General features: G+C 72.4%; 17 protein-coding genes. 13 read left to right on the top strand and 4 right to left on the bottom strand.

The features are described from left to right. Positions 1-5 precede the first annotated feature (5 nt). The 6 genes from dxr to ACFYU9_RS32015 all read left to right on the top strand — a co-directional run bounded on the left by dxr (position 6) and on the right by ACFYU9_RS32015 (position 7,217). Entirely contained in the window at positions 6-1,265 is a 1,260-nt protein-coding gene (dxr, locus tag ACFYU9_RS32040) for a 1-deoxy-D-xylulose-5-phosphate reductoisomerase (protein WP_389347126.1), read from the top strand. Continuing rightward, on the top strand, positions 1,262-2,566 hold the full coding sequence (locus ACFYU9_RS32035) for a M50 family metallopeptidase (protein WP_389347124.1): 1,305 nt from the start codon (positions 1,262-1,264) through the stop codon (positions 2,564-2,566). Before dxr ends, ACFYU9_RS32035 begins: the two co-directional genes overlap by 4 nt. 126 nt (positions 2,567-2,692) lie before the next feature. Continuing rightward, a complete protein-coding gene (ispG, locus tag ACFYU9_RS32030; protein WP_389209077.1) occupies positions 2,693-3,850 on the top strand; it encodes a flavodoxin-dependent (E)-4-hydroxy-3-methylbut-2-enyl-diphosphate synthase in 1,158 nt (385 codons plus the stop codon). Between the two features lie 118 nt (positions 3,851-3,968). Beyond that, positions 3,969-4,814, top strand: a complete 846-nt coding sequence (locus tag ACFYU9_RS32025; protein ID WP_389209079.1) for a GNAT family N-acetyltransferase — start codon at positions 3,969-3,971, stop codon at positions 4,812-4,814. 68 nt (positions 4,815-4,882) lie between these two features. Beyond that, positions 4,883-5,425, top strand: coding sequence for a GNAT family N-acetyltransferase (locus ACFYU9_RS32020; RefSeq protein ID WP_389209081.1), 543 nt, complete (start codon positions 4,883-4,885; stop codon positions 5,423-5,425). A 91-nt stretch (positions 5,426-5,516) separates the two neighbouring features. Further along, the gene (locus tag ACFYU9_RS32015) at positions 5,517-7,217 is read left to right on the top strand and encodes a proline--tRNA ligase (RefSeq protein ID WP_389209083.1); all 1,701 of its coding nucleotides are present in this window, start codon (positions 5,517-5,519) and stop codon (positions 7,215-7,217) included. Positions 7,218-7,304: 87 nt separating this feature from the next. Here the strand turns inward: ACFYU9_RS32015 and ACFYU9_RS32010 are convergent, their stop codons facing one another. From ACFYU9_RS32010 to ACFYU9_RS31995, 4 genes are all read right to left on the bottom strand, one after another. Next, positions 7,305-8,261, bottom strand: a complete 957-nt coding sequence (locus tag ACFYU9_RS32010) for a slipin family protein (protein ID WP_389347122.1) — start codon at positions 8,259-8,261, stop codon at positions 7,305-7,307. A gap of 77 nt (positions 8,262-8,338) precedes the next feature. Beyond that, entirely contained in the window at positions 8,339-9,223 is an 885-nt protein-coding gene (locus ACFYU9_RS32005) for an aminoglycoside phosphotransferase family protein (RefSeq protein ID WP_389209087.1), read from the bottom strand. A gap of 50 nt (positions 9,224-9,273) precedes the next feature. Next, the gene (locus ACFYU9_RS32000; RefSeq protein ID WP_389209089.1) at positions 9,274-9,690 is read right to left on the bottom strand and encodes a ferritin-like domain-containing protein; all 417 of its coding nucleotides are present in this window, start codon (positions 9,688-9,690) and stop codon (positions 9,274-9,276) included. Next, positions 9,687-10,229 (bottom strand): hypothetical protein, encoded by a 543-nt coding sequence (locus ACFYU9_RS31995; RefSeq protein WP_389347119.1) that lies wholly within the window; start codon positions 10,227-10,229, stop codon positions 9,687-9,689. The genes ACFYU9_RS32000 and ACFYU9_RS31995 overlap by 4 nt, the downstream gene beginning before the upstream one ends. Positions 10,230-10,386: 157 nt before the next feature. Here ACFYU9_RS31995 and rimP point away from each other — a divergent pair, with 157 nt between their 5' ends. The 7 genes from rimP to truB all read left to right on the top strand — a co-directional run bounded on the left by rimP (position 10,387) and on the right by truB (position 17,316). Further along, entirely contained in the window at positions 10,387-10,884 is a 498-nt protein-coding gene (gene rimP / locus ACFYU9_RS31990) for a ribosome maturation factor RimP (RefSeq protein ID WP_389347116.1), read from the top strand. A 2-nt stretch (positions 10,885-10,886) separates the two neighbouring features. Further along, positions 10,887-11,876, top strand: a complete 990-nt coding sequence (gene nusA, locus ACFYU9_RS31985) for a transcription termination factor NusA (protein ID WP_389209094.1) — start codon at positions 10,887-10,889, stop codon at positions 11,874-11,876. A 103-nt stretch (positions 11,877-11,979) separates the two neighbouring features. Then, positions 11,980-12,261 carry a YlxR family protein gene (locus ACFYU9_RS31980; RefSeq protein ID WP_389209096.1) on the top strand — a complete coding sequence of 94 codons (282 nt, stop codon included), beginning with the start codon at positions 11,980-11,982 and terminating at the stop codon, positions 12,259-12,261. Positions 12,262-12,409: 148 nt separating this feature from the next. Next, positions 12,410-15,499 carry a translation initiation factor IF-2 gene (gene infB, locus ACFYU9_RS31975; RefSeq protein ID WP_389209098.1) on the top strand — a complete coding sequence of 1,030 codons (3,090 nt, stop codon included), beginning with the start codon at positions 12,410-12,412 and terminating at the stop codon, positions 15,497-15,499. 157 nt (positions 15,500-15,656) lie between these two features. Beyond that, on the top strand, positions 15,657-15,950 hold the full coding sequence (locus tag ACFYU9_RS31970) for a DUF503 domain-containing protein (protein ID WP_389347114.1): 294 nt from the start codon (positions 15,657-15,659) through the stop codon (positions 15,948-15,950). A gap of 29 nt (positions 15,951-15,979) precedes the next feature. Beyond that, on the top strand, positions 15,980-16,420 hold the full coding sequence (gene rbfA / locus ACFYU9_RS31965; protein ID WP_389209102.1) for a 30S ribosome-binding factor RbfA: 441 nt from the start codon (positions 15,980-15,982) through the stop codon (positions 16,418-16,420). After that, entirely contained in the window at positions 16,417-17,316 is a 900-nt protein-coding gene (truB, locus tag ACFYU9_RS31960) for a tRNA pseudouridine(55) synthase TruB (protein ID WP_389209103.1), read from the top strand. Before rbfA ends, truB begins: the two co-directional genes overlap by 4 nt. Positions 17,317-18,396 lie beyond the last annotated feature (1,080 nt).

The raw sequence follows: 18,396 nt of genomic DNA, 5'->3' as shown, positions 1-18,396 counted from the left end.
GGGGCATGAGCGACCGCCCCTCTCCTCTCGCCGACCCGCACAGCGTCTTCTCCCCTGTGGACACAGGTGCCGGCCGCCGGGACATCGTCGTCCTCGGCTCCACCGGGTCCGTCGGCACCCAGGCCATCGACCTGGTCCTGCGCAACCCCGGCCGGTTCCGGGTCACCGCCCTCGCCGCCTCCGGCAGCCGGATCGGGCTGCTCGCCGAGCAGGCGCACCGGCTGAAGGCCGAGACGGTCGCCGTCGCCCGCGAGGACGCGGTGCCGGAGCTGCGCGACGCCCTGAAGGCGCTGTACGGCTCCGAGCCGCTGCCCGAGATCCTGGCCGGCCCGGACGCGGCCACCCAGGCGGCCGCGTCCCCGTGCCACACCGTCCTCAACGGCATCACCGGCTCCATCGGCCTCGCGCCCACCCTCGCCGCCCTGGAGGCCGGCCGGACGCTCGCGCTCGCCAACAAGGAGTCGCTGATCGTCGGCGGCCCGCTGGTGAAGGCGCTCGCCAAGCCAGGCCAGATCATCCCGGTCGACTCCGAGCACGCCGCCCTCTTCCAGGCGCTCGCCGCCGGCACCCGCGCCGACGTCCGCAAGCTGGTCGTCACCGCCTCCGGCGGCCCCTTCCGCGGCCGCACCCGCGAGGAGCTGGCGAACGTGTCCCGCGAGGACGCGCTCGCGCACCCGACCTGGGCGATGGGCCCGGTCATCACGATCAACAGCGCGACCCTGGTCAACAAGGGCCTGGAGGTCATCGAGGCCCATCTGCTCTACGACATCCCGTTCGAGCGGATCGAGGTCGTCGTCCACCCGCAGTCCTACGTGCACTCGATGGTCGAGTTCACGGACGGCTCGACGCTCGCCCAGGCCACCCCGCCGGACATGCGCGGCCCCATCGCCATCGGCATCGGCTGGCCCGAGCGGGTCCCCGACGCGGCCCCCGCCTTCGACTGGTCCACGGCGTCCACCTGGGAGTTCTTCCCGCTGGACGACGAGGCCTTCCCGTCGGTGAACCTCGCCCGGCACGTCGGCACCCTCGGCGGCACCGCGCCCGCCGTCTTCAACGCCGCCAACGAGGAGTGCGTGGACGCCTTCCTCGCCGGCCGGCTGCCCTTCAACGGGATCATGGACACGGTCACCGCGGTCGTCGCCGAGCACGGCACGCCCGCCACGGGAACCCCGCTCACGGTCCCGGACGTCCTGGAAGCGGAGACCTGGGCACGGGCCCGGGCCCGGGAACTCGCGGCGAAGGCAATCGCGGAGGCGCGCGCATGACGGTTTTCCTGTACGTACTCGGCCTCGTGCTGTTCGCACTGGGCCTGCTCGTCTCCATCGCCTGGCACGAACTGGGCCACCTCTCCACGGCCAAGCTCTTCGGGATCCGGGTGCCGCAGTACATGGTCGGCTTCGGCCCGACCATCTGGTCGCGGAAGAAGGGCGAGACGGAGTACGGCTTCAAGGCCATCCCGGCCGGCGGCTACATCCGCATGATCGGCATGTTCCCGCCCGGCAAGGACGGCCGCATCGAGGCCCGCTCCACCTCGCCCTGGCGCTCCATGATCGAGGACGCCCGCGAGGCGTCCTTCGAGGAGCTGCAGCCCGGCGACGAGGACCGGCTCTTCTACACGCGCAAGCCGTGGAAGCGCGTCACCGTCATGTTCGCCGGGCCCTTCATGAACCTGGTGCTCGCCGTCGTGCTGTTCTTCGGCAGCGCCATGGCCATCGGCTTCGAGGCCCAGACCACCAAGGTCGCCGGCGTCCAGAAGTGCGTCATCGCCGCCGACAGCAAGCGCGAGAAGTGCCAGGCCGGCGACCCGGTGTCGCCTGCGTACGCCGCGGGCCTGAAGGACGGCGACCGGATCGTCGCCTTCAACGGCACCCCGGTCTCCGACTGGAACACCCTCTCCGACCACATCCGCGCCACCATCGGCCCCGCCACGGTGACCGTCGAGCGCGCCGGACAGCGGATCGACCTCCACCCCACGCTCATCAAGAACGAGGTCTACAAGAAGGACGCCGACGGCCGGGTGGTCCAGCCGCTGCAGACCGTCCCCGCCGGCTACCTCGGCTTCGCCTCCAAGACCGAGGTCCTGCCGCTCACCTTCGGCCAGTCGGTCGACCGGATGTCCGAGCAGCTCCAGGCCGGCGTCAAGTCCGTCATCGCCCTGCCCGGCAAGATCCCCGGCCTGTGGGACGCCGCCTTCGGCGACGGCAAGCGCGCCGCGGACTCGCCCGTCGGCGTCGTCGGCGCCGCCCGCATCACCGGCGAGCTGATGACCATCGACGCGCCGAAGAAGACCATCCTGGTCATGTTCATGAACCTGCTGGTCATGTTCAACGTGTCGCTGTTCCTGTTCAACATGCTCCCGCTGCTCCCGCTCGACGGCGGCCACATCGCCGGCGCCCTGTGGGAGTCGCTGCGCCGGACCGTCGCCCGCGTCTTCAAGCGGCCCGACCCGGGCCCGTTCGACGTCGCCAAGCTGATGCCGGCCGCCTATGTCGTCGCAGGCGTCTTCGTCTGCTTCACCCTGCTCGTCCTCGTCGCCGACATCGTCAACCCGGTCAAGATCACCTGACCGGCCACGCCGCGTCCCGGGCGACTCCGGGTGGCCGGAACCCGTGCGGTGTCCGGCCACCCGCCGCCGGGACGGTAATCTCGGAGACCTGAGCCCGATGAACCACACCTTGGGGTTGTACAGCTGATGACCGCGATCTCTCTCGGTATCCCGACCGTTCCGACCCGGCTCGCCGAACGGCGCAAGAGCCGCCAGATCCAGGTCGGATCGGTGGCCGTCGGAGGCGACGCCCCCGTGTCGGTGCAGTCGATGACCACCACCCGCACGTCCGACATCGGCGCCACGCTCCAGCAGATCGCCGAGCTGACCGCCTCCGGCTGCCAGATCGTGCGCGTGGCCTGCCCCACCCAGGACGACGCCGACGCCCTCGCCACCATCGCGAGGAAGTCGCAGATCCCGGTGATCGCCGACATCCACTTCCAGCCGAAGTACGTCTTCGCCGCCATCGACGCCGGCTGCGCCGCGGTCCGCGTCAACCCGGGCAACATCAAGCAGTTCGACGACAAGGTCAAGGAGATCGCCAAGGCGGCCTCCGCCGCCGGCACCCCGATCCGCATCGGCGTCAACGCCGGCTCGCTCGACGCGCGGCTCCTCGCCAAGTACGGCAAGGCCACCCCCGAGGCGCTCGTCGAGTCCGCGCTCTGGGAGGCGTCCCTCTTCGAGGAGCACGGCTTCCAGGACATCAAGATCTCGGTCAAGCACAACGACCCGGTCGTGATGGTCAACGCCTACCGCCAGCTCGCCGCCCAGTGCGACTACCCGCTGCACCTCGGCGTCACCGAGGCCGGCCCCGCCTTCCAGGGCACCATCAAGTCGGCCGTCGCCTTCGGCGCCCTGCTCTCCGAGGGCATCGGCGACACCATCCGCGTCTCCCTCTCCGCCCCGCCGGTCGAGGAGATCAAGGTCGGCAACCAGATCCTGGAGTCGCTCGGCCTGCGCCCGCGCCGCCTGGAGATCGTCTCCTGCCCGTCCTGCGGCCGCGCCCAGGTCGACGTCTACAAGCTCGCCGAGGAGGTCACCGCCGGCCTCGAGGGCATGGAGGTGCCGCTCCGCGTCGCCGTCATGGGCTGCGTCGTCAACGGCCCCGGCGAGGCCCGCGAGGCCGACCTCGGCGTCGCCTCCGGCAACGGCAAGGGCCAGATCTTCGTCAAGGGCGAGGTCATCAAGACCGTCCCCGAGTCGAAGATCGTCGAGACGCTCATCGACGAGGCCATGAAGATCGCCGAGCAGATGGAGAAGGACGGCGTCGCCAGCGGCGAGCCCACCGTCTCCGTCGCCGGCTGACCGGCCCGCCCGCGCAAGAAGCCCCTCCGCCAAGGAGGGGCTTTTTTCGTACCCCCGCGGCGGCGGGGACGAGGGGTAGAGTGCCAGGACCAGCAGAAACCGTACGGTGAGGCCCCACGTGTTGACGCAATCATCGACGCGGGTCCTCGAACCCGCCGACCTCGGCGCCGCGCTCGCCGTGCTCGACAGCGCGCCCGTCGAGAACGCCTTCGTCACCGCCCGCGTCCAGATGGCCGGGCTCGACCCCTGGCGGCTCGGCGGCGAGATGTGGGGCTGGTACAGCGACGGGATGCTGACCTCGCTCTGCTACTCCGGCGCCAACCTCGTCCCCATCTGCGCCACTCCCGAGGCCGTCCGCGCCTTCGCCGACCGGGCCCGCCGGATCGGCCGCCGCTGCTCCTCCATCGTCGGCCCCGCCGAGGCCACCGCCCGGCTCTGGCAGCTCCTCGAACCGAGCTGGGGCCCGGCCCGCGACGTCCGCGCCCACCAGCCGCTCATGACCGCCGAGGCGCCCTCCGCCACCGTCCGGCCCGACCCGCTGGTCCGCCGGGTCCGCAAGGACGAGATGGAGGTGATCATGCCCGCCTGTGTGGCCATGTTCACCGAGGAGGTCGGCATCTCCCCGATGTCCGGCGACGGCGGACTGCTCTACCAGGCCCGGGTCGCCGAGCTCGTCGGCTCCGGCCGCTCCTTCGCCCGCATCGAGGACGGCAAGGTCGTCTTCAAGGCCGAGATCGGCGCCGCCACCCGCCAGGCGTGCCAGATCCAGGGCGTCTGGGTCGCCCCCGAACACCGCGGCAAGGGCCTCTCCGAGACCGGCATGGCCGCCGTCCTGCGCTACGCCCTCGCCGACGTCGCGCCCGTCGTCAGCCTCTACGTGAACGACTACAACGCCCCGGCCCGGGCCGCGTACCAGCGCGTCGGCTTCCAGGAGGTCGGCGCCTTCATGAGCGTGCTGTTCTGAGGCGGAGGCCCGGATCCGCAGGCCGGACCGGAGAGGGTGCTTGTAGGGTGCGGCGCATGGAAGAGCGCATGGATGACGCGAAGGTCGTGATCGCTCCGGTCGACCTCGCCGCCAGGGTCGACGAAGCCCTCGCCGTACAGGCCCTCGCCTTCGGCCTCGACGAGGCCGAGGTCGCCGTACGCCGCCACATCGTCGTGCGCCACCTGCAGAACCCCGGCGCCCGCGCCTACGGGGCCACCACTCCCGACGGCCGGCTGGTCGGCTTCGTCTACGGGATGCCCAACAGCCGCACCCACTGGTGGTCCACCGTCGTCGAACCGTATCTGCGCGCCGGCGGGCACGAGGGCTGGCTCGACGACTCCTTCGTCATCACCGAGCTCCACGTCCACCCCGGCTACCAGGGCCGGGGCCTGGGCCGCGGACTGATCACCACCATCACCGACCGGTCCGAGCTGCCGCGCTCGATCCTCTCCGCCATCGACACCGAGAGCCCGGCCCGCGGCCTCTACCGCTCCCTCGGCTACACCGACCTCGCCCGCCGCGTGCTGTTCCCCAGCGCCCCGCGCCCGTACGCGGTGATGGGCGCCCCGCTGCCGCTCCGGCGCAGGTAGCCGCGGTGCGGGCGGGAACTGATTTCTCTGAGGAGTGATGGCCCCGCTAACCTCGGGGCCATCACCCTTACCCGGCAGGAGTACGAGAACCATGGCCAACGCACCGGTCCAGCGCATGTCCCAGTTGATGGCGAAGACGCTGCGCGACGACCCGGCGGACGCCGAGGTCCTCAGCCACAAGCTCCTCGTCCGCGCCGGCTACGTCCGCCGCACCGCCGCCGGCATCTGGAGCTGGCTGCCGCTGGGCAAGAAGGTGCTCTCCAACGTCGAGCGCATCGTCCGCGAGGAGATGGACGCCATCGGCGCCCAGGAGGTCTCCCTGCCGGCCCTGCTGCCCCGTGAGCCCTACGAGGCCACCGGCCGCTGGGACGAGTACGGCGCCGAGCTGTTCCGCCTCCAGGACCGCAAGGGCGGCGACTACCTCCTCGGCCCCACCCACGAGGAGATCTTCACCCTCCTCGTGAAGGACCAGGCGTCCTCCTACAAGGACCTGCCCGTCACGCTCTACCAGATCCAGACGAAGTTCCGCGACGAGGCCCGTCCCCGCGCCGGCATCCTGCGCGGCCGCGAGTTCCTCATGAAGGACTCCTACTCCTTCGACCTCGACGACGAGGGCCTGGCCACCTCCTACGGCCTGCACCGCCAGGCGTACCAGCGGATCTTCGAGCGCCTCGGCCTCGACTACCGCATCTGCGCCGCCACCGCCGGCGCCATGGGCGGCTCCAAGTCCGAGGAGTTCCTGGCCCCCGCCGAGGCCGGCGAGGACACCTTCGCCGACTGCCCGAACTGCGACTTCGCCGCCAACACCGAGGCGGTGAACTACGAGCTGAAGCCGGTCGACGGCTCCGCCGTCCCGGCCGCCGAGGAGATCCCCACCCCCGACACGCCGACCATCGAGACGCTCGCCGCCTCGCTCGGCGTCCCGGCCTCCGCCACCCTGAAGAACCTCCTGGTGAAGGTCGACGGCGAGATCGTCGCCGTCGGCGTCCCCGGCGACCGCGAGGTCGACATGGGCAAGGTCGAGGCGCACTTCGCCCCGGCCACCGTCGAGATGGTCACCGAGACCGACTTCGCCGAGCGCGCCGACCTCGTCCGCGGCTACGTCGGCCCCCAGGGCCTCGACAAGGTCACGTACATCGCCGACCCGCGCGTCGCCCCCGGCACCGCCTGGATCACCGGCGCCAACAAGGACGGCACGCACGCCAAGAACGTCGTGGCGGGCCGCGACTTCGAGGTCTCCGAGTACGTCGACGTCGTCGTCGTCCAGGACGGCGACCCGTGCCCCAAGTGCGGCACCGGCCTGAAGCTGGACCGCGCGATCGAGATCGGCCACATCTTCCAGCTCGGCCGCAAGTACGCCGACGCGCTCAAGCTCGACGTCCTCGGCCAGAACGGCAAGCCCGTCCGCGTCACCATGGGCTCGTACGGCGTCGGCGTCTCCCGCGCCGTCGCCGCGCTCGCCGAGCAGACCGCCGACGACAAGGGCCTGTGCTGGCCCGCCGAGGTCGCCCCGGCCGACGTCCACGTCGTCGCCGCCGGCAAGGCCCTGCAGACCGAGCTCGCCCTGGAGGTCTCCGACAAGCTCGCCGCCGCGGGCCTGCGCGTCCTCGTCGACGACCGCGCCGGCGTCTCCCCGGGCGTCAAGTTCACCGACTCCGAGCTCATGGGCGTCCCCAAGATCCTCGTCGCCGGCCGCCGCGCGGCCGAGGGCGTCCTGGAGCTGAAGGACCGCCGCACCGGCGAGCGCGAGGAGCTGACGGTCGACGAGGCCATCGCCCGCCTGTCCGCCTGACAGCGGTAGGACGTCACCGAGGGGGCGCGGGTCCGGCGGACCCGCGCCCCCTCGGTCGTGTCAGCCCCACCCCTGGGGCCCGTCCGCTCAGGAATCGGCCTCCGGCACCGGCGACGGCTCCACCGACGCCCCCGTCAGGTCCTCGACCGCCTCCACCGCGCTCTCGGCGTCCGCCCGGCCCGCCAGATACGCGGGGGAGGAGAGGCCGGGGAGGGGCTCCTGGGACTCCTGGGACTCCTGCGGCGGGGGAGCGGGGGCACGCGTGACCTCGGGCGCCGGCGGCGGGGTGCCGCCGCGTTCCAGGAAGCGGAGGAGTTCGACGGGGATCGGCAGCACCAGCGTCGAGTTCTTCTCGGCGGCGACGGCCATCACCGTCTGCAGCAGCCGCAGCTGCAGCGCCGACGGCGCGTCCTCCATCTGGTGCGCCGCCTCCCGCAGCTTCTTCGACGCCTGCAGCTCCGCGTCCGCGTTGATCAGCCGGGCCCGCCGCTCGCGGTCCGCCTCGGCCTGCCGGGCCATCGAGCGCTTCATGGTCTCGGGCAGCGAGACGTCCTTGATCTCGACCCGGTCGATCGCGACGCCCCAGCCCATCGCCGGGCTGTCCAGCATCAGTTCGAGGCCCTGGTTGAGCTTCTCCCGGTTGGACAGCAGGTCGTCCAGATCGCTCTTGCCGATGATCGACCGCAGCGAGGTCTGCGCCATCTGCGAGACGGCGAACTTGTAGTCCTCCACCCGCACCAGCGCGTCCGCCGGGTCGACCACCTTGAAGTAGACGACCGCGTCCACCCGCACCGTCACGTTGTCCCGGGTGATGCCCTCCTGGGCCGGCACGGGCATCGTGACGATCTGCATGTTCACCTTGTGCAGCCGGTCCACGAGCGGCACGATCATGGTGAAGCCCGGCGGGCGCACCTGGCCGGCGAGCTTGCCGAAGCGGAACACCACTCCGCGCTCGTACTGCTTCACCACCCGCGCCGCCGCGCCCGCGTACACCGCGACCACCGCGCCGCCCGCGAGGACGGCCGTCAACACTTCCTGGATCATCACGGGCCCCCTGCTGCCGAGGCTGTCGAGCCGATCCGAGGGCTATGGCACCCAAAGGTTACAAAAAGGGTATTCCCTTACAGCCAGCTCGCGAACTCCCACAGCAGCTCCGCGTCCGTCCGCCGCCCCGCCGTCAGCGCGCGCGTCGCGGACTCGACGGCGCGGAACAGCGTCCAGCCGCGCAGCCGGTCCCGGTCCAGCTCCAGGGAGTCGGCGAGCTTGTTGACCCGGCGGCGGGCGGCCGACGCACCGGCCGAGGCGGCGACCAGGTCCTCGACCCGGTCGCGCACCAGCCGGGCGAGGTCGTAGGCACGCTCGCCGACCAGCGGCTCGGGGCCGACCGCGAGCCAGGGGGCCCGCTCGGCGGCGAGCACCTTGCCCTGGCGGAAGTTGCCGTGCAGAAGGAAGGTCTCACCGGGGCCGGACAGCAGCTCCGCGCGGGCGTGAAGGGCCGCGGTCACCAGCGCGCCGGTCCCGTCCCCGGCCTCGTGGCGCCGCATGCCCTCCGTCTGCCGCTCCGTGCGCTCCGCGACCGACTCGAAGCCGTGCCCGGCCGCCGGCTCCACCCACAGCTTCCGCACCGTCCCCGCGGCCTCCAGGAGCGCCTTCGCCTCCGGCAGGGAACGCAGCGACACCTCCGGCTGCAGCCGCTCCAGGAGCAGCCCGCCGTGCGCGGTCTCGCCGAGCAGCCTGGCCGCGCCCCAGCCGTTCCAGTGGGCGAGCGCGTCGCGCTCCAGGTCGGGGCGGGCGAAGGGCGGCGCGATCTTGACGACGGCGCCCTGGACGAGGACGACGAGGCTGCTGCGCCCGCCGGGGGCCACCACACGCTCCGCGACCAGACCGGCGTGCTCCAGCGTCTCCTGGGCGAGCTCCGGGAGCGTGGCGAGCCAGGCGGCCGCGGCGGTCTCCCCGTACGTCTCGCCGAGCACGCGCACCAGTCGCTGCGGCGGTTCGAAACCCATGCGTGCGTCGTTCCTTCGGTTCGGCTGGGGGCCGATCCGCCGGACAGGCCCTAGGCCCGTTCGGCGAGCCCAGGAAAGGTTACGTCGCTGCCGCGCCAGCGGACGGCGCGGACCGCCGCCTCGCGCAGCGCCGCCGCCGCGTCGCGGCGCAGCGGGCCCTCGGCGGAACGCACCAGGTCGGAGTAGACGCCGGCCACCCGGTCCTCCAGGACGGCGGCGAGCCGGCCGGCGGCGGCCGGGTCCGGCACCGCGAAGGGCAGCTCGTACGCGGCGGCCGCGGCGACCGGCTCGCCGCCCAGGTCGCGGACGGTGCGGCGCAGCGCGTCGCGGCGCGCGCGGTGGGCCTCGTAGGCGTCGGTGGCCTCGGCGCGCCGGTCCCCGCCGATCCGCGCGCCGACGACCCCGTACGCGTACACGGCGGCGTGCTCGGCGGCGAGCGCGGCCTGGGCGGCGTCGAGCGCGGTCATCCGCGGTCCCCTTCGGTGAGCAGGTAGGCGTGGGCGGCGCCCGCGGCGGCGACGGAGGCGAGCAGCCGGGCGTACTCGGGCGGGGCGGTGAGCAGTGCGGCCGTATGGGTGTCGGCGGTCGCCCGTTCGGCGGTGGCGAGGCTCCGCAGGGCGGCGGCGGGGGTGGCCGGGACGCGGATCGCCGCGAGCGACCGCGAGGGGGAGGGGGCGGGGGCGGCGGAGGCGCTGCCCGACGGGCCGGGCGCCGGGGGCGTGCCGCCCTCGCCGAGCGCCTTCACGTGCGCCGCCACCGCGGCCCGCAGCGGGGCGAGCCGGGCGGTGAGCGCCGGGTGGGTGCCGGTGACCGCGTCGTACCGCAGCATCAGGTCCCGGCTGGCGGTCGCCGAGCGCCGGCGCAGGGCCGCCTCGGCCGCCGCGGCCCGTTCGGCGGCGGTCGGCTTCCGCGGGCCGCCGTCGCCCGAGGACGTGCAGCCCGCGAGCGCGACGGCGGTTCCCGCCGCTCCGGCGGTGAGGAGCGTGCGCCTGTTCACCGTTGTCAACGCCCACTCCCTTGCGTTCACGTATTCGAAGATCACCGCAGGCGAGCGTACCCGCGGCCCCCGGCCCGGTGGACGGCAACACCCTCCGGGACCGGATACCCTTTGATCTGACACGCGACGAACCCACAACAGCACACGCGGCCGAGGAGTCACCCGGATGAGCACCACCCAGAGCGAACGGCTGCGCGGTCTTCTGGAGCCGCTCGTTCACGCGAAGGACCTCGACCTCGAGGAGATCGAGGTGTCCCGGGCCGGCCGCCGCGGACTGCTGAGGGTCATCGTCGACTCGGACGAGGGCGTCGAGCTGGACGCCTGTGCCGAGCTGAGCCGCGCCATCTCCGAGAAGCTCGACGAGACGGACGTGATGGGCGAGGGCGAGTACGTCCTCGAAGTCAGCTCGCCCGGCGCCGACCGTCCCCTCACGCAGGCCCGCCACTACGAGCGCGCCGTCGGCCGCCTGGTGAAGCTGCAGCTGAACGAGGGCGGCGAGCTGATCACCCGGATCATCGCCGTGGACGAGGACGGCCTCGACACCGAGGTGCCGGGCGTGAAGGGCCGCAAGGCCACCGCCCGCCGGATCGAGTTCGCGGACATCGCGAAGGCGCGTGTCGAGATCGAGTTCAACCGCAAGGACAAGAAGGAAGAGGAGGCGTAGCCGTGGACATCGACGTGAAGCTCCTGAAGGGCTTGGCACAGGAGAAGGAAATCTCCTTCGAAATGCTGGTCGAGGCGATCGAGTCGGCCCTCCTCATCGCCTACCACCGCGTCCCCGGCGCCCGCCGCCACGCGCGCGTGGAGCTGGACCGGCACACCGGTCACGTGACCGTGTGGGCGAAGGAAGACCCCGCCGACCTGGAGGAGGGGCAGCAGCCGAAGGAGTTCGACGACACCCCGTCGGACTTCGGCCGGATCGCCGCGAGCACCGCCCGCCAGGTCATCCAGCAGCGGCTGCGCGACGCCGAGAACGACGTCACCTTCGGCGAGTACGCGCGCCGCGAGGGCGACATCGTCGCCGGCCAGGTGCAGCAGGGCAAGGACCCGAAGAACGTCCTGGTCAAGCTGGACGACAAGCTCGAGGCCATCCTGCCGGTGCAGGAGCAGGTGCCGGGCGAGGACTACACGCACGGCCTCAGGCTGCGCACGTACGTCGTGCGGGTGGCCAAGGGTGTCCGCGGTCCGTCCGTCACCCTTTCGCGCACCCACCCCAATCTGGTGAAGAAGCTCTTCGCGCTCGAGGTTCCGGAGATCGCCGACGGTTCGGTCGAGATCTCCGCGATCGCCCGCGAGGCCGGCCACCGCACCAAGATCGCCGTCCGTTCCACCCGTTCGGGCCTGAACGCCAAGGGCGCCTGCATCGGCCCGATGGGCAGCCGGGTGCGCAACGTGATGGCGGAGCTGATGGGCGAGAAGATCGACATCGTCGACTGGTCGGACGACCCGGCCGAGATGGTGGCGAACGCGCTCTCCCCGGCGCGGGTGTCCAAGGTCGAGGTCGTGGACATGGCGGCCCGGTCCGCCCGGGTCACGGTGCCGGACTACCAGCTGTCGCTCGCGATCGGCAAGGAGGGCCAGAACGCCCGTCTCGCCGCGCGCCTGACCGGCTGGCGGATCGACATCCGACCCGACACCGAGCCCGCCGAGTCCTGACAGGACTCCCGGTCCCACCGCAAGGTGGAGATCGTTTTTGGCCAACAACTGTTCGACTTTTGCCTCAAACGGGTGAGGTCGGTACGGGGAGGTAGACTTAAGCGTGTCTGGCCGGACGCATGCCCGCGTGTGCCCTGAGCGAACCTGTGTGGGATGCCGGGAGCGAGCGGCCAAGAGCGACCTGCTGCGGGTCGTGGTGAATAAGGACGAGTGCGTTCCCGATCATCGCGGTACGCTGCCCGGCCGGGGTGCTTATCTGCACCCCGCCTTGCACTGTCTCGACCTGGCGGTCCGCCGCCGGGCGTTCCCGAGGGCCTTCCGGGTCCCGGGACCGCTCGACACGGCGGCGTTGCGCCGCCACGTCGAGGAAGCGACACCGCAGTGACAGAGAAGTACGGCACGGAACCCCGTGCGGTCAGGTACCTCGCGAGTTGGAAGTAGGTCGAGATTGCGATGAGCACTCGATGAGTACGCGATGAGTACGCCCATGAAGTAGCAACGGTCCGGCGGTAACCGGACCTAAAAGGAGCGAAGTGGCTAAGGTCCGGGTATACGAACTCGCCAAGGAGTTCGGTGTGGAGAGCAAGGTCGTCATGGCCAAGCTCCAGGAACTCGGTGAATTCGTCCGTTCGGCGTCCTCGACGATCGAGGCGCCGGTCGTGCGCAAGTTGACTGATGCTTTGCAGGGTCCCGGCGGTTCCGCCGGCAAGACCGCTGCCAAGCCCGGCGCGCCCCGCAAGGCGGCGCCCGCCCCCAAGCCCGCGGCACCGGCTCCGGCCGCCGCGGCACGTCCCGCTGCCCCCAAGCCCGGCGCCCCGGCCCCCAAGCCGGCCCCCGCCGCGCCCGCGGCGCCGGTCACCCCGGCCGCGCCCGCGAGCAGCACCCCCGCCCCGGCTCCGGCCGCGTCGGGTCCCCGTCCGGGTCCGAAGCCCGCGCCCAAGCCGGCGCCGGCCGCTCCGGCCCCGACCACCCCGGAGTTCACCGCGCCTCCGTCGGCCCCGGCCGCCGGTCAGCGTCCCTCCGGTGGTGCGACCCCCGGTCCGCGTCCGGCCTCGTCCCGTCCGGGCCAGCAGGCGCCGCGTCCGGGTCAGCAGGCCCCGCGCCCCGGCCAGCAGGCCCCGCGCCCGGGTGCCCGTCCGGCCGGTCCCCGTCCGGGCAACAACCCCTTCACGTCCGGTGGCTCCACCGGCATGGCGCGCCCGCAGTCGCCCCGCCCGCAGGGTGGCGCTCCGCGTCCCGGCGGCCCCGGTGCCCCCGGTGCCCCGCGTCCGCAGGGTCCGGGCAGCGTTCCCGGCGCCCCGCGTCCGCAGGGCGGCGCTCCGCGTCCGACCCCCGGTGGCATGCCCCGTCCGCAGGCTCCGCGTCCGGGTGGCCCCGGCGCGCCCGGCGGTAACCGTCCGAACCCGGGCATGATGCCGCAGCGTCCCGCTGCCGGCCCGCGTCCCGGCCCCGGCGGTCGTGGCCCCGGTGGCCCCGGCGGTCGTCCGGGCGGTCCCGGCGGCGGCGGCGGTCGTCCCGGCTTCGCCGGTCGTCCGGCCGGTCCCGGCGGTGGCGGCGGCGGCTTCGCCGGCCGTCCCGGTGGTCCCGGTGGTGGCGGCGGCGGTCGTCCGGGTGGTCCCGGCGGCGGTGGCGGCGGCTTCGGCGGTCGTCCCGGCGGCTTCGGTGGCCGTCCCGGCGGTCCGGGTGGCCGTGGTGGCACGCAGGGCGCCTTCGGTCGTCCCGGCGGTCCCGCGCGTCGCGGTCGCAAGTCGAAGCGTCAGAGGCGCCAGGAGTACGAGGCCATGCAGGCCCCGTCCGTGGGCGGCGTGATGCTGCCTCGCGGCAACGGCGACACCATTCGCCTGTCGCGCGGTGCGTCCCTCACCGACTTCGCGGAGAAGATCGGCGCCAACCCGGCGTCGCTCGTCGCGGTCATGATGAACCTCGGCGAGATGGTCACGGCCACGCAGTCCGTCTCCGACGAGACGCTGCAGCTCCTCGGCGACGAGATGAACTACCAGGTTCAGATCGTCTCCCCCGAGGAGGAGGACCGTGAGCTGCTCGAGTCCTTCGACCTGGAGTTCGGCGAGAACGAGGGCGGCGAAGAGGCCCTGGTCTCCCGTCCGCCGGTCGTGACCGTCATGGGTCACGTCGACCACGGTAAGACCCGGCTCCTCGACGCGATCCGCAAGACCAACGTGGTCGCGGGCGAGGCCGGTGGCATCACCCAGCACATCGGTGCCTACCAGGTCGCGACCCAGGTCAACGACGAAGAGCGTCGCATCACCTTCATCGACACCCCGGGTCACGAGGCGTTCACCGCCATGCGTGCCCGTGGTGCCAAGTCGACCGACATCGCGATCCTCGTGGTCGCGGCCAACGACGGCGTCATGCCGCAGACGATCGAGGCGCTCAACCACGCCAAGGCCGCCGGCGTCCCGATCGTCGTCGCGGTCAACAAGATCGACGTCGAGGGTGCCGACCCGGTCAAGGTCCGCGGTCAGCTGACCGAGTTCGGTCTGGTGGCCGAGGAGTACGGCGGCGACACGATGTTCGTCGACATCTCCGCCAAGCAGGGTCTGCACATCGACTCCCTGCTGGAGGCCGTCGTCCTCACCGCCGACGCCTCGCTCGACCTGCGGGCCAACCCGAACCAGGACGCGCAGGGCATCGCGATCGAGTCCCACCTCGACCGCGGCCGCGGTGCGGTCTCGACCGTCCTCGTCCAGCGAGGCACGCTGCGCATCGGCGACACGATGGTCGTCGGCGACGCCTACGGCCGTGTCCGCGCGATGCTCGACGACAAGGGCAACAACGTCGAGGAGGCGACTCCGTCGACTCCGGTCCTGGTCCTGGGTCTCACCAACGTCCCGGGTGCCGGCGACAACTTCCTGGTTGTCGACGAGGACCGCACCGCCCGCCAGATCGCCGAGAAGCGCGCCGCGCGTGAGCGCAACGCCGCCTTCGCCAAGCGCGTCCGCCGGGTGTCCCTCGAGGACCTCGACAAGGTGCTCAAGGCCGGTCAGGTGCAGGAACTCAACCTCATCATCAAGGGCGACGCGTCCGGTGCGGTCGAGGCTCTCGAGTCCTCGCTGCTCCAGCTCGACGTCGGCGAAGAGGTCGACATCCGCGTCCTGCACCGTGGTGTGGGTGCGGTCACCGAGTCCGACATCGACCTGGCCATGGGCTCCGACGCCATCGTCATCGGCTACAACGTCCGTGCGGCCGGCCGTGCCGCGCAGATGGCGGAGCGCGAGGGCGTCGACGTCCGGTACTACTCGGTCATCTACCAGGCGATCGAGGAGATCGAGGCGGCGCTCAAGGGCCTCCTCAAGCCGGAGTACGAAGAGGTCGAGCTCGGTACGGCGGAGATCCGCGAGGTCTTCCGCTCGTCCAAGCTGGGCAACATCGCCGGTGTCCTCATCCGCTCGGGCGAGGTCAAGCGCAACACCAAGGCGCGCCTCATCCGCGACGGCAAGGTCATCGCGGAGAACCTCAACATCGAGGGCCTGCGCCGCTTCAAGGACGACGTCACCGAGATCCGCGAGGGCTTCGAGGGTGGTATCAACCTCGGAAACTTCAACGACATCAAGATCGACGACGTCATCGCGACGTACGAGATGCGCGAGAAGCCGCGCGCGTAACACGCGAGGCTGAGTCGCGACACTCAGGTCGGGGCCGGTCGGCGGAAAGTATTCCGTCGATCGGCCCCGGCCGTTGCGTGTACGGTTTTGATGTTCCCCCGCCGGGCGTCGGTCCGGTGGGACGTCGAACCCGAACCGGCGGGACATCCGGCACCGCATGTACGTGGGGACTCTGTCCTTCGATCTGCTCCTCGGCGACGTTCATTCGTTGAAGGAGAAACGCTCCGTCGTCCGGCCCATCGTCGCCGAGCTCCAGCGCAAGTTCGCCGTGAGCGCGGCCGAGACGGGCGACCAGGACCTCCATCGCAGGGCCCAGGTCGGGGTCGCGCTGGTGTCCGGGGACGCGGGGTTCGTGTCGGACGTGCTGGACCGCTGTGAGCGGCTGGTCGCGGCCCGGCCCGAGGTGGAGCTGCTCTCGGTGCGACGCAGGCTCCACACTGATGAAGACTGAATGAGCAAGGCAAAGAAGGAGACGGACCAGTGGCCGACAACGCGCGGGCGAAGAAGCTGGCGGACCTCATCCGGGAGGTGGTCGCCGAGAAGCTGCAGCGCGGCATCAAGGACCCGCGCCTGGGTACGCACGTGACCATCACGGACACCCGCGTCACCGGTGACCTGCGGGAGGCCACGGTCTTCTACACGGTCTACGGCGACGAGGAGGAGCGCGCGAGCGCCGCCGCCGGCCTGGAGAGCGCCAAGGGCATCCTGCGCTCGGCCGTGGGCAGGGCCGCGGGCACCAAGTTCACCCCGACGCTGACCTTCGTGGCGGACGCACTCCCGGAGACCGCCAAGAACATCGAGGACCTCCTCGACCGGGCGCGCGCCTCGGACGCCGCGGTGCGCGAGGCGTCCTCGGGCGCCCGCTTCGCCGGCGAGGCCGACCCGTACAAGAAGCCGGGCGAGGACGAAGCCGCCGAATGAGCACCGTAGGAAAGACGCCCGACGGCCTTGTCATCGTCGACAAGCCGTCGGGCTTCACTTCGCACGACGTCGTGGCCAAGATGCGCGGGATCGCCAGGACCCGCCGCGTCGGCCACGCCGGCACGCTCGACCCCATGGCCACGGGCGTTCTCGTCCTCGGCGTGGAGCGGGCGACCAAGCTGCTCGGTCACCTCGCGCTGACCGAGAAGGAGTACCTGGGCACGATCCGCCTGGGCCAGACCACCATCACGGACGACGCCGAGGGCGAGATCACGGCGTCGGTCGACGCGTCGAAGGTCACCCGCGAGCAGATCGACGCGGGCGTGGCCGAGCTCACCGGCGAGATCATGCAGGTGCCGTCGAAGGTCTCCGCGATCAAGATCGACGGCAAGCGCTCGTACGCGCGCGTGCGCGGCGGCGAGGAGTTCGAGATCCCGGCCCGGCCGGTCACCGTCTCCTCCTTCCGCGTGTACGACGTGCGCGAGGCCACGGCCGAGGACGGCACGCCCGTCGTCGACCTCGTGGTCTCCGTCGTCTGCTCCTCCGGCACGTACATCCGGGCGCTCGCCCGTGACCTGGGCGCCGGGCTCGGCGTGGGCGGCCATCTGACCGCGCTGCGCCGCACCCGGGTCGGCCCGTACAAGCTGGACAGCGCCCGGACCCTGGACCAGCTCCAGGAGGACCTGACGGTCATGCCGGTCGCCGAGGCCGCCGAGGCGGCGTTCCCGCGCTGGGACGTCGACGCCAAGCGGGCCCGGCTGCTGCTCAACGGCGTCCGCCTGGAGATGCCGGAGTACCCGAAGGGGCCGGTGGCGGTCTTCGGGCCGGAAGGGACGCTGCTCGCGCTGGTCGAGGACCAGCGGGGGAAGGCGAAGAGCCTGGCCGTCTTCGGCTGAGTTCTTCCGTGTCGTCGAAGGGGCGGATGCGCGTGAGCGCGTCCGCCCCTTCGGGTTTTTTCACCCTCACGTGTAGGCGCTCGAAGCGAACGGGGGAGTGAGAGGGGGCGCGTTCGGCCGGCGCGCTTCACTGGACGATCACCGCCGACCTACCGTCGGATCATGGGGAGCGGGGATCGTGCGGCACTGGTACGGATCGAGGATCCGACCGGGCGGCCGGTCGGCACCGGATTCCCCGCCGACCTCCACGGCACCCTCCTCACCGGCCACGAGGTCGTCGAAGGACACGAGACGCTGCTCCTGCGCGCCCCCGACGGCCGCACCTGGCGGACCGGCCCCGGTGACATCACCCCGCTGCCCGGCACCGGCCTCGCCCTCGTCCGCAGCCAGGGCCTCGCCTGCCGCCCGCTGCCGCTCGCCCGGCGCACCCCGGCCCTGGAGCCCGGCGCGTACGTACGGATCTGCGCCCACGGCTGGCGCGAGGCCCGGGTGCTCGGCGCGACCGCCGGACCCGCGTTCGAACTCGCCATCGGCACCGAGGGCGCCGAAGCCCTCCGCGCCGGCGGCCCGGCCGCCGGCGGCCCCGTCCTCGACCCCGCCACCGGCGCCGTCCTCGCCGTCCTCGGCACCGCCCGCCACGGCGACCACCGCGCCGCCGGCCACGCCCTGCCGATCCCCCCGCACGGCCCCCTGGCCGCCCTGCTGCGGCGCAACGCGGCCGGCGTCCCCTGCCACGGCCGGGACCTGAACCTGGCGGCCGTCCTCGAACTGACCACGACGACGCTCGCGCCGGCGGAGGACCACCCGGACGGGCGGCTGGAAGAGCTGGAGCAGGCCCTGAACAAGGGCTGGACCACCACACCCACCCCGCCCGGCGCCCTCCCCGCCGCGGCCCTGCCCGTCGACCACCCCCGCGACCTGGCCGCGGCCCTGCCCGCCGACCACCCCCGCGACCCGGCCACGGCCCTCGTCACCGCCGTCGTCGGAGCCCCCGGCACCGGCCGCAGCACCGCCCTCGCGGGCCTCGCCGCCCGCCGCGCCCACGGTCCCGCGCCCGCGCCCACTCTCTGGCTGCGCGGG

Source organism: Streptomyces sp. NPDC004327 (assembly GCF_042873935.1).
Lineage (GTDB): Bacteria > Actinomycetota > Actinomycetes > Streptomycetales > Streptomycetaceae > Streptomyces.
The sequence above is the reverse complement of the archived record's forward strand: the minus strand, read 5'-3'. Positions and strand labels throughout refer to the sequence as shown.

What these genes read in the sequence shown, in the direction of transcription:
- ACFYU9_RS32010 (WP_389347122.1), bottom strand. Translation starts at nt 8,261, where the DNA reads ATGATCCAGGAAGTGTTGACGGCCGTCCTCGCGGGCGGCGCGGTGGTC.
- ACFYU9_RS32020 (WP_389209081.1), top strand. Translation starts at nt 4,883, where the DNA reads ATGGATGACGCGAAGGTCGTGATCGCTCCGGTCGACCTCGCCGCCAGG.
- ACFYU9_RS32035 (WP_389347124.1), top strand. Translation starts at nt 1,262, where the DNA reads ATGACGGTTTTCCTGTACGTACTCGGCCTCGTGCTGTTCGCACTGGGC.
- ACFYU9_RS32000 (WP_389209089.1), bottom strand. Translation starts at nt 9,690, where the DNA reads ATGACCGCGCTCGACGCCGCCCAGGCCGCGCTCGCCGCCGAGCACGCC.
- dxr (WP_389347126.1), top strand. Translation starts at nt 6, where the DNA reads ATGAGCGACCGCCCCTCTCCTCTCGCCGACCCGCACAGCGTCTTCTCC.
- ACFYU9_RS31970 (WP_389347114.1), top strand. Translation starts at nt 15,657, where the DNA reads ATGTACGTGGGGACTCTGTCCTTCGATCTGCTCCTCGGCGACGTTCAT.
- ACFYU9_RS32005 (WP_389209087.1), bottom strand. Translation starts at nt 9,223, where the DNA reads ATGGGTTTCGAACCGCCGCAGCGACTGGTGCGCGTGCTCGGCGAGACG.
- truB (WP_389209103.1), top strand. Translation starts at nt 16,417, where the DNA reads ATGAGCACCGTAGGAAAGACGCCCGACGGCCTTGTCATCGTCGACAAG.
- ACFYU9_RS32015 (WP_389209083.1), top strand. Translation starts at nt 5,517, where the DNA reads ATGGCCAACGCACCGGTCCAGCGCATGTCCCAGTTGATGGCGAAGACG.
- ispG (WP_389209077.1), top strand. Translation starts at nt 2,693, where the DNA reads ATGACCGCGATCTCTCTCGGTATCCCGACCGTTCCGACCCGGCTCGCC.
- rimP (WP_389347116.1), top strand. Translation starts at nt 10,387, where the DNA reads ATGAGCACCACCCAGAGCGAACGGCTGCGCGGTCTTCTGGAGCCGCTC.